Raw genomic sequence first — 8,529 nt, 5'->3', positions numbered from 1 at the left:
CGCGGACGACCTACCGGGCCGCTTCCTCGATGAGCTCGACGAGCGCCGCCGCCTCCGGGATCGCGACCGTGTGGGAGCCGCCGGCGAGCTCCACCGTCCGGCGCGAGCCGGCCCGCTCGGCCATGAACCGGTGCGCCTCGACCGGGATGTTCAGGTCCTCGGACCCGAACAGGAACCACGACGGCAGGGTCTTCCAGGCCGGCTCACCGGACGCCTCCCCCAGGGCCGCCTCGGTGATCGGACGCTGGGTCACCGCCATCACCGCCGCGTCGGCGGCGGACGAGTCGGCGGCGAACTGGTGGTGGTACTTGTCCTGCTGGATGTAGAGGTCGACGGTCCCGTCGGAGAGCGTCACCGGCGACAGTGTGTCACCCAGCGTGCCGCCCGGGAACTTGCCGGCCAGGTCGCCCGCGCTCTCCCCGGCCTCCGGCGCGAACGCGCCGACGTACACCAGCGCCTTGACGTTCGCGGCGCCGACCGCGGCGTTCGAGATCACCATGCCGCCGTACGAGTGGCCCACCAGCACCACATCGCCGTCGATCGTCGGCAGCAGAGCACGCAGGTACTCGGCGTCGGCGGCGACGCCGCGCAGCGGGTTGGCCACCGCGACAGCCGGGTAGCCGGCGTCGAGGAGCAGCCGGACGACGCCGTTCCAGCTCGCCGACTCGGCGAAAGCGCCGTGGACGAGAACGATCGTGGGTTTGCTCATGATTTCCCATCCGTGGTGAGTGCGTTGCGGAGGAACGCGACGGCTTGCGCGACCGCCGCCTTCGCCGCGTTCGTGTCGTGCATCGCGTTAACCATCACGAAGTCGTGAATTATTGCCGAGTAGGTGACGTGGGTCACCGGCACCTCGGCGGCGCGGAGCTTGTCGGCGTACCCGGCGCCGTCGTCGTGCAGCACGTCGGCCTGCGCGTTGATGATCAGCGCCGGCGGCAGGCCACGCAGCTGCTCGGGGGTGGCGCGCAGCGGGGACGCGGTGATCCGGGCCCGGTCCTCCGCGCTGGTCGTGTACTGGTCCCAGAACCACTGCATGCCGGTGCGGGAGAGGAAGTAGCCGTCCGCGTACTCGTGGTAGGACTTCGTGTCGAACGCGGCGTCGGTGACCGGGTAGAACAGCACCTGCCCGGCGAACGTGACGTCGCCGCGCTCCTTGGCCATCAGCGTCAGCGCGATCGCCATGTTGCCGCCGACCGAGTCACCGGCGATCGCGATCCGGCCGGGGTCCAGCCCGTGCTCGGCCCCGTGCCGCGCGACCCAGGCCGCCACCGCGTAGGACTGCTCGTTGGCCACCGGGTACCGCGCCTCGGGCGCACGGTCGTACTCCGGGAAGACCACGGCCGCGTCGACGCCGACCGCCAGGTCACGCACGAGCCGGTCGTGGGTGTGGGCGTCGCCGAAGACCCAGCCGGCGCCGTGGGTGTAGACGACGACCGGGAGCGGCCCGGTCGCGCCCTTCGGCCGGACGATGCGTGTCTTCACCGAGCCGGTCGGCCCGCCGTCGACGGTGATCCATTCGTCGTCGATCTCGGGCTTGTCGATCTCGGTGTCCTGGACGCCGTCGACCGCCTTGCGGCCCTCGACCGGGCCCAGGTCGTAGAGGAACGGCGGCTCGGCGGTCGCGTCGACGAACGCCTGGGCCGCGGGTTCGAGTGAGATGCCGTTGGGGTTGCCGGCCATGAGGGGAGGTTCCTTCCGGGGTGAGGTCAGGCCAGTGCGGTGATCGCGTCCGTGATGACCGTCGCGACCTGCTCGGGGTGGCTCTGCATGACCAGGTGCGGGCCGTCGATCTCCACCACCGCGCGCAGCGCCGCGCGCCGGTAGCCGAAGCGCTCGACGTCCGGGTTGATCGTGTGGTCGGCGGTGGAGACGATGCCCCAGGCCGGCTTGGTCTTCCAGGCGGCCGCGGACGCCGGCTCGCCGAACGCGACCGCGGAGAGCGGCCGCTGGGAGACCGCGAGTACCTCGGCAGTGCGCACGTCGACGCCGGCCGCGAAGACGGCCGGGAACGCGTCGATACGCACCGAGACGTCGGTGCCCGGCTCGGAGCCGCCGCTCGGGTACGTGGTGTAGACGAGGTTCGCGGCCAGCTCGGAGTCGGGGAAACCGCCCTGGAGCCGGCCGAGGCTCTCGCCCTCCTCCAGCGCGTACCCGGAGACGTAGACGAGGCCGACCACGTTCTCGGCCACGCCGGCGACGGTGATCACGGCGCCGCCGTAGGAGTGCCCGGCGAGCAGCACCGGCCCGTCGATCTGCTCGACGAACGAGCGGACGTAGGCGGCGTCGTCGGCGAGACTGCGGTTGAGCACCGGCGGAACCCGGACGGCGTACCCCGCGTCGAGCAGGATGCGGGTCACCGGCGCCCAGCTGGCCGCGTCGGCGAAGGCGCCGTGGACCAGCACGACGGTGGGTCGGGAAGACATCAGCGAGGCTCCTTGGGGACGGGCCGGAGTGCTCCTCGAACGCTAGGAATCCGCGGGGGCCGTCGCTTCGGTCGCCGTGACCTAGATCGGTTCCGGTACCGACCTAGACGGATGCCAAGATGACCGGGTGACCGAACCGAGCTCCCGCCTGATCGGTCGTACCGACGAGACGGCGGCCGTCCGGGAGCTCCTCACCGGCGTCTCCGACCAGGGCGCGGTCCTGCTCGTCGACGGTGAACCCGGCGTCGGCAAGACCGCGCTGGCCGACGCCGCCGTCGACCAGGCCCGCTGGCGCGGTCTCACCGTCCTGCGGATGTCCGGCGTCGAGACCGAGGCCGACCTGCCCTGGGCCACCCTCCACCAGCTCGTCCACGTGCTGCGTGACCGCGTCGAGCAGCTGCCGGCGCCGCAGCGTGACGCGCTGCGGATCGCGTTCGGGGAGCGCGAGGGGCCGCCGCCGAGCGTGTTCCTGATCAGCCTCGCGACGCTGACGCTGCTCTCCGAACGCACCACCGGCGCCGGGCTGCTGCTCGTCGTCGAGGACCTGCACTGGGTCGACCGGTCGACACGCACGGTCCTGGGCTTCGTGGCCCGGCGCATCGCCGCCGACCCGGTGGCGCTGCTGGTGACCACCCGCCCCGGCGGTGACGAGAGCCTGACCTTCGGCGACGCCCGCACCCTGCACCTGAACCCGCTCGCCGGCGACGACGCCAGGCAGCTGCTCGCCGAGCACGCCCCGGAGCTGGCCGAGCCCCTGCGGAACCGGGTGCTCGACCACGCGCTGGGCAACCCGCTCGCGCTCATCGAGCTCGGGGCGGCCGCCCGCCGCGGTGACTTCGAGCCGGACGTCGGCGCCCCGCTGAGCCGCCGCCTCGAGGACGCGTTCGCCCGCCGTCTCCATGCCTTGGGCGACGTCGAGCGCGCGCTCGTTCTCGTCGCCGCGGTCAGTGCCGACGCCCGGCAGAGCGAACTCGTCGCCGCCGCGGGCCGGCTGTCGGGCCGGGCCGTCGACGCGCCGGCGGTCGCCGCGCTGGTGGAGTACGGGCTGCTGCGGCGCGAGAGCGGGAACCTGCGTTTCCGCCACCCCCTGGTGCGCAGCGCCGTCCTGCAGAGCGCCGGCGTCCAGGAACGGGCGAGCGCGCACCGGGCCGTGGCCGCGATCCTGCCGCCGGGCACCGACCGGCAGATCTGGCACCTCGCGGTGACCGCCGCCGAACCCGACGAGGAGCTGGCCCAGCACCTGGAGAACGGTGGCGGCCGGTCCCGGCAGTCCGGTGACCCGCGCACCGCGATGGCCGCCTACGCCCGGGCGGCCGAACTCAGCCCCGGCGCCCACGACCAGGCCCGCCGCACGTGTCTGGCGGCCGAGGCGGCGTTGGAGGCCGGCCGCGTCGCCGAGAGCCGGGCGCTGGTGGAGCAGGTCACCCGCCGGACCGCCGACCGGAGCCTGCTGGCCAGGGTCGCCTGGCTGCAGGAACTCCTGCCCGGCGGCGCGCTGCAACGCGGCGAACCGGCCACCGCGATCACGATCGCCGACGAGATGTTCGCCGCCGGCCACGCCGACCAGGCGATCAACGTCCTGGTGACGATGGCGTTCCACTACTGGGGCTCGACGCCGGAGGGCCCGGCCTGGAGCCGGATGATCGAACGGGTGACGACGTACGGCGCCGCGCCCGACGACCCCCGGCTGCTGTGGCTGATGGCGTTCGGCACGCCGGGGGCGAACTCGGCGATCGTCCGGGCCCGCATCGACGCCATGACCCCGGGCGAAGCCGAACCCGAGGGAGCCCGCCTGCTGGCCCTGGCCTACGACCACGCCGGCGCGTTCGCGCGGGTGCGTGACTTCACCCGCGCCGCCGAGGACGACCTACGGCGCACCGGTCAGCTGGCGGCGCTGGCGATGTTCCTGCAGACGGTCGCGTCCCAGCACTTCCACGCCGGGGACGGCCGCCGGGCGATCGAGACCGTGGACGAATCCCAGCGCCTGGCCGAGGAGGTCGGCGAGCCGTTCCTGGCGATGTCCGTCCAGGCCCAGAACCTGCTCATCCGCGCCCACTTCGGCGAGGACGTGCGGTCGGCCACGGTCGGCGAACGCTACCCGGACACCGCGTTCGCGCTGGACTACAACCCGTTCCAGGCCATCGGCGCGATCGTGGACGGGGTCGCCGAGGCGAAACGGGGCCGCTTCGAGCGTGCGTTCGAGCACCTGCGCCGGGTGCTCGACCCGGACAGCCCGATCCGGCACTGGTCGTGGGGCGACCGCGAAGCGTTCCCGCACTTCGTCGACGTGGCCGTGCGCATCGGGCGCCACGACGAGGCCGCGGCGGCGATCGACCGGATCGCCGGGCGGACCGGGCTGGCCGAGTCGCCGGTGTACGCGTCGATGCTCGTGTTCGCCCGTGCCGCGGTCGCCGGCACCGATGAGGCCTTCGAACAGGCGATCTCCCCGGAACACAACGTGCTCCCGTACTGGCGGGCGCGGGCCGGCCTGCTCCACGGCGAACAGCTCCGCCGCCGGCGCACGGTGAGCGAGGCCCGGCGGCACCTGCGCACCGCCCGCGACGCGTTCGACCGGATCGGCGCCACCGGCTGGGCCGACACCGCACGCGCCGAGCTCCGCGCGGCGGGTGAGGAGAGCCCCGGCACCGCACCGCGGCCCGGCTCCGCGCTCACCCCGCAGGAAGAGCGCATCGCGACGCTCGCCGCCGACGGGCTGACCAACCGCGAGATCGCCGAGCGGCTGTTCCTGTCGCCGCGCACGGTCGGCGCCCACCTGTACGCGGTGTACCGGAAGCTGGAGATCAACTCACGCACCGAGCTGGGGGCGGCTCTCGGTGCCCTGCGGCGTCACTGACGGCGGGCCGCCCGCCGACGGAGCCCGATGACCACCAGATCGACGGCCGCCACCGCCGCGAACAGCGCGAAGACCGCGCCCGGAACGGCGTGCCCCGCGGTGACCAGGAACACCGCGAACCCGGCGCAGAGCACGAGCCCGAACGCGGCGAGCACGAGCCGCAGGGTCAGTGGGGTGTAGGGATGACCGACGGTGCCCCGCCGACCCGGCGGTTGCGCGTTGAGAGGCATACCGGTGGGCGTGCCCATTCCCCCGCGTTCAATCCGCGAGCGGCCGCCACAAGATATGCAGCCCGACGCGACCGCGCCCGGGATGCGCGAACGCGCCGGGAACCGTCCCGATGAGGACGAACCCCTCGGACTCGTAGAGCCGGACGGCCGCGGTGTTCGTCTCGACGACCGCGTTGAACTGGATGCCGGCGTAACCCGAGCCCTGGGCCCAGCGGATCATCTCGCGCACCAACGCGCGCCCCACCCCGCGGCCCCGTGCTCCGGCGGCCACCATGATGCTGCCCGAGGCGACGTGCGATCCCTGGGCCGGCCGGTTGGCGTACATGTTCGCCGTGCCGAGGACGGCACCGTCGGCACCGCACGCCACGACGATCCGGCCCGGCGGCGGGGTCATCCACTGCGCCCGCATCGTCGCCTCGTCCGGGGTGGACTCCATCGCGAACGTCTCGCCGGCCCGCGCCACCTCGGTGATGATCGGCCAGATCCCGGCCCAGTCCCGCGCCTCGGCGTCCCGCACGACGACCGTCGTTCGATTCGTCACCCCGTGATGATGACGTACGCGCGGCCACCCGCCGGGTGCGAGAAGCTCACACCCGGCGGGGAGATCCGATCAGTTCACGAAGCCGCGCAGCGTCCAGAACGGCTCGTCGCGCTCACACCGGTACGTCTCGTACTGGCCGCTCCGGACGCGGCTGGCGCCGATGGACTTGCACTGCGACTGCGTCGAGTACGTCCCGCCGTACACCCACTGCGCGGCCGACGCCGCCGGCGGCGCGATGCTCATCGCTCCACCCAGTAACAACGCCGGAACAGCGATCCGGGCGATCCATCGCTTCATCGTTGCCTCCTACACGGTGTTCCGCTTGTGGCGGTTCCCACTGGTTATCGGCTTTCGCGCACCAGCGAAGCACGGCCACACCGTCCGATGTGGCCATCTGAGGCAGTCCTGAGGTTCTCCGGCCCGTGCCTGACCGATCGGCCGCTGTGATCAGCGGGTCAGGGCTCGGGTCCAGAGGTCGACGTGCTGGTCGAGGTGGTCGGCGGTCGTCCGCCAGTGGGAACCGTCCTCGGTCCAGATGCGGGCCCAGGGCTGCTCGCCGCGGGCGGCGCCGTCGCGCAGCAGGTCGTACATGGCTCGCGCCCGGCGGCCCAGCATCCGGGCCAGCGCGGGCCGGTCGGCGTCGTCCAGGCCGTACCCGTCGACCACCAGGGCCAGGCGTTCGGCGGCCCGGTCGGCGGGCCGGCCCGGGCCGAGACCGGCCATGGTCTGGGCGGCGTACGCCAGTTCCCAGAGCCGCGACCCCGGCGCCGCGGTGTCCCAGTCGATGAGCACCCACCCGCGCGGCGAGCGGACCAGGTTCCACGGAGCGACGTCGTGGTGGCACAACAGTTCGTCGCGGTCGGGCGGGATGACCCGGTTCCAGACCGCGCCCTCCGGTGCGACGTAGCCCGCCACCGCGCGGTGGAAGTCGGCGAGGAACGCCCCGATCTGCCGGAGCTCGGCGTCCGGGTACGTGCCGGCCGGGCTCCCGAGCTCACCCGGCACGTACTCAAGCACCTGCCGGTTCCGCTCGTCCCGCCCGAGCAGGCGCGGCGCGCCACGGAACCCGACCCGCTCCAGGTGCCGGAGCACCCCGTCCACGGCATCGGACCACGGACCGACCGGCCGACGCACCGTGTCACCGACCCGCACGACCCCCGCGGTCACCCGCCCGCCCAGCGGCACCTCACCCTCACTGCCCACCCCCGAATCCTGACACACACGAGCGCGGCCTCGGGTGTGACGCCGCCGCTCGTCGCGTCGGGATCAGCAGTTGCCGGTGGCGGGTCGGCCGGCGAAACGGTCACCGAGGAAGGCGAGCACGGACGGCACCGACGTGATCAGCGTGCTGACGTGTTCGCCGACGAACGTCGCCCACCGCACGTTCACGCCGGCCGCGCAGTACTGGGCGCGCAGCGTCCGGGCCTGTGTCAGCGGGATGATCTCGTCGTGCGTGCCGTGGAACAGGAACACCGGTGCGCGCGGCGGCGTCGACCCGAGCTTGTTCTCGGTGAGCCGCGCCTGCCACGCGGCGGTGGCCAGCGGGTTCGTCGTCGTGTAGTCGGCGATGTGCTGGAAGGCGTAGCCGAGCACCTGGTCGACGCAGGCGTCACGCTGGTTCTGGTAGAGCGCCCGGCCGCGGTCGTTCAGGTACGCGGGCAGGTTGAGCTCCGGGTAGGCGGCGTCCAGGCCGAGCGCCGCGAGCAGCTCGAACCCGAAGCCGATGCCGCCGTCGAGGGACGTCGCGACCGCGTCCAGGTCCGCGGGGGTTCCGCCGGCGGCGATCGCGACGACGTTCAGCTCGGGCGCGTAGCCCGGGGCCAGTTCGCCGGCCCAGGCCGCGCCGCCGCCGCCCTGCGAGTAGCCCGAGAACGCGACCGGCCCGCCGCCGGTGAGCCCGCTGGCCGGCAGGCGCGTCGAGGCCCGGACGGCGTCGATCACGCCGCGCCCCTCGGACCGCCCGACCACGTACGGGTGGGTGCCGGGCGTCCCGAGGCCCTCGTAGTCGGTGATCGCGACGGCCCAGCCGCGGCGCAGCATCGCGTCGATGAGCAGGGGCTTCTCGTAGTCGGGCTGGAACTTCGACGGTGCGCAGCCGTCACCGATGCCGCGGGTGCCGCTCGCCACCGAGACGATCGGGCGCGGACCCGGCCCCCTCCACGCCAGTTTCGGGACGAGCACCCGGCCGGAGACCGCGATCGGGGCGCCGGTCGCACTGCGTGAGCGGTAGAGCAGCAGGTAGCCCCGGTTGATGAGGTTGTCGGGGAGTTGCCGCCACCAGATGACGTCGCCGTCGGCCCCGGCGGGCAGCGGGGACGGCGGGGTGTAGAACGCGTCGCCGGCCGGGCCCTGCGGTGGGGGCGCGGCGCTCGCGGGTGCCGTCGGCGTCACGGCGGCGACGACGGCCAGGAGGAGCGTGGCGAGTAGACGTTTCATGGAACTCCTCATCGAGTTCGTCAGGGGTGACGGGACGATAAGGCG

At 73.3% G+C, this 8,529-nt stretch carries 9 protein-coding genes; 1 reads left to right on the top strand and 8 read right to left on the bottom strand.

The window, feature by feature from the left end:
- Positions 1-10: 10 nt before the first annotated feature.
- Genes ABD437_RS17030 through ABD437_RS17020 form a run of 3 tightly spaced genes read right to left on the bottom strand, consistent with a single transcriptional unit; the run spans position 11 to position 2,423 of the window.
- Positions 11-709 (bottom strand): alpha/beta fold hydrolase, encoded by a 699-nt coding sequence (locus ABD437_RS17030; protein ID WP_344649824.1) that lies wholly within the window; start codon positions 707-709, stop codon positions 11-13.
- Entirely contained in the window at positions 706-1,680 is a 975-nt protein-coding gene (locus ABD437_RS17025; RefSeq protein ID WP_344649823.1) for an alpha/beta hydrolase, read from the bottom strand. The genes ABD437_RS17030 and ABD437_RS17025 overlap by 4 nt, the downstream gene beginning before the upstream one ends.
- 26 nt (positions 1,681-1,706) lie before the next feature.
- Positions 1,707-2,423 carry an alpha/beta fold hydrolase gene (locus ABD437_RS17020; protein WP_344649822.1) on the bottom strand — a complete coding sequence of 239 codons (717 nt, stop codon included), beginning with the start codon at positions 2,421-2,423 and terminating at the stop codon, positions 1,707-1,709.
- A gap of 127 nt (positions 2,424-2,550) precedes the next feature.
- Here ABD437_RS17020 and ABD437_RS17015 point away from each other — a divergent pair, with 127 nt between their 5' ends.
- On the top strand, positions 2,551-5,277 hold the full coding sequence (locus ABD437_RS17015) for an ATP-binding protein (RefSeq protein ID WP_344649821.1): 2,727 nt from the start codon (positions 2,551-2,553) through the stop codon (positions 5,275-5,277).
- Here ABD437_RS17015 and ABD437_RS17010 read toward each other — a convergent pair.
- The 5 genes from ABD437_RS17010 to ABD437_RS16990 all read right to left on the bottom strand — a co-directional run bounded on the left by ABD437_RS17010 (position 5,271) and on the right by ABD437_RS16990 (position 8,484).
- Positions 5,271-5,507 (bottom strand): hypothetical protein, encoded by a 237-nt coding sequence (locus tag ABD437_RS17010; protein ID WP_344649820.1) that lies wholly within the window; start codon positions 5,505-5,507, stop codon positions 5,271-5,273. The genes ABD437_RS17015 and ABD437_RS17010 overlap by 7 nt on opposite strands.
- A gap of 28 nt (positions 5,508-5,535) precedes the next feature.
- On the bottom strand, positions 5,536-6,048 hold the full coding sequence (locus ABD437_RS17005; RefSeq protein ID WP_344649819.1) for a GNAT family N-acetyltransferase: 513 nt from the start codon (positions 6,046-6,048) through the stop codon (positions 5,536-5,538).
- A 69-nt stretch (positions 6,049-6,117) separates the two neighbouring features.
- Positions 6,118-6,345, bottom strand: a complete 228-nt coding sequence (locus ABD437_RS17000) for a hypothetical protein (RefSeq protein ID WP_344649818.1) — start codon at positions 6,343-6,345, stop codon at positions 6,118-6,120.
- Positions 6,346-6,495: 150 nt separating this feature from the next.
- Positions 6,496-7,251: a phosphotransferase gene (locus ABD437_RS16995; RefSeq protein WP_344649817.1), complete on the bottom strand. Its 756-nt coding sequence runs from the start codon at positions 7,249-7,251 to the stop codon at positions 6,496-6,498.
- 63 nt (positions 7,252-7,314) lie between these two features.
- Positions 7,315-8,484 (bottom strand): lipase family protein, encoded by a 1,170-nt coding sequence (locus ABD437_RS16990; protein WP_344649816.1) that lies wholly within the window; start codon positions 8,482-8,484, stop codon positions 7,315-7,317.
- Between the last annotated feature and the right edge of the window lie 45 nt (positions 8,485-8,529).

The sequence above is a fragment of the Cryptosporangium japonicum genome, assembly GCF_039524755.1.
Taxonomy (GTDB): Bacteria; Actinomycetota; Actinomycetes; order Mycobacteriales; family Cryptosporangiaceae; genus Cryptosporangium; species Cryptosporangium japonicum.
Note: the sequence above shows the minus strand (reverse complement) of the source record. Positions and strands in the feature narration are given on the sequence as shown.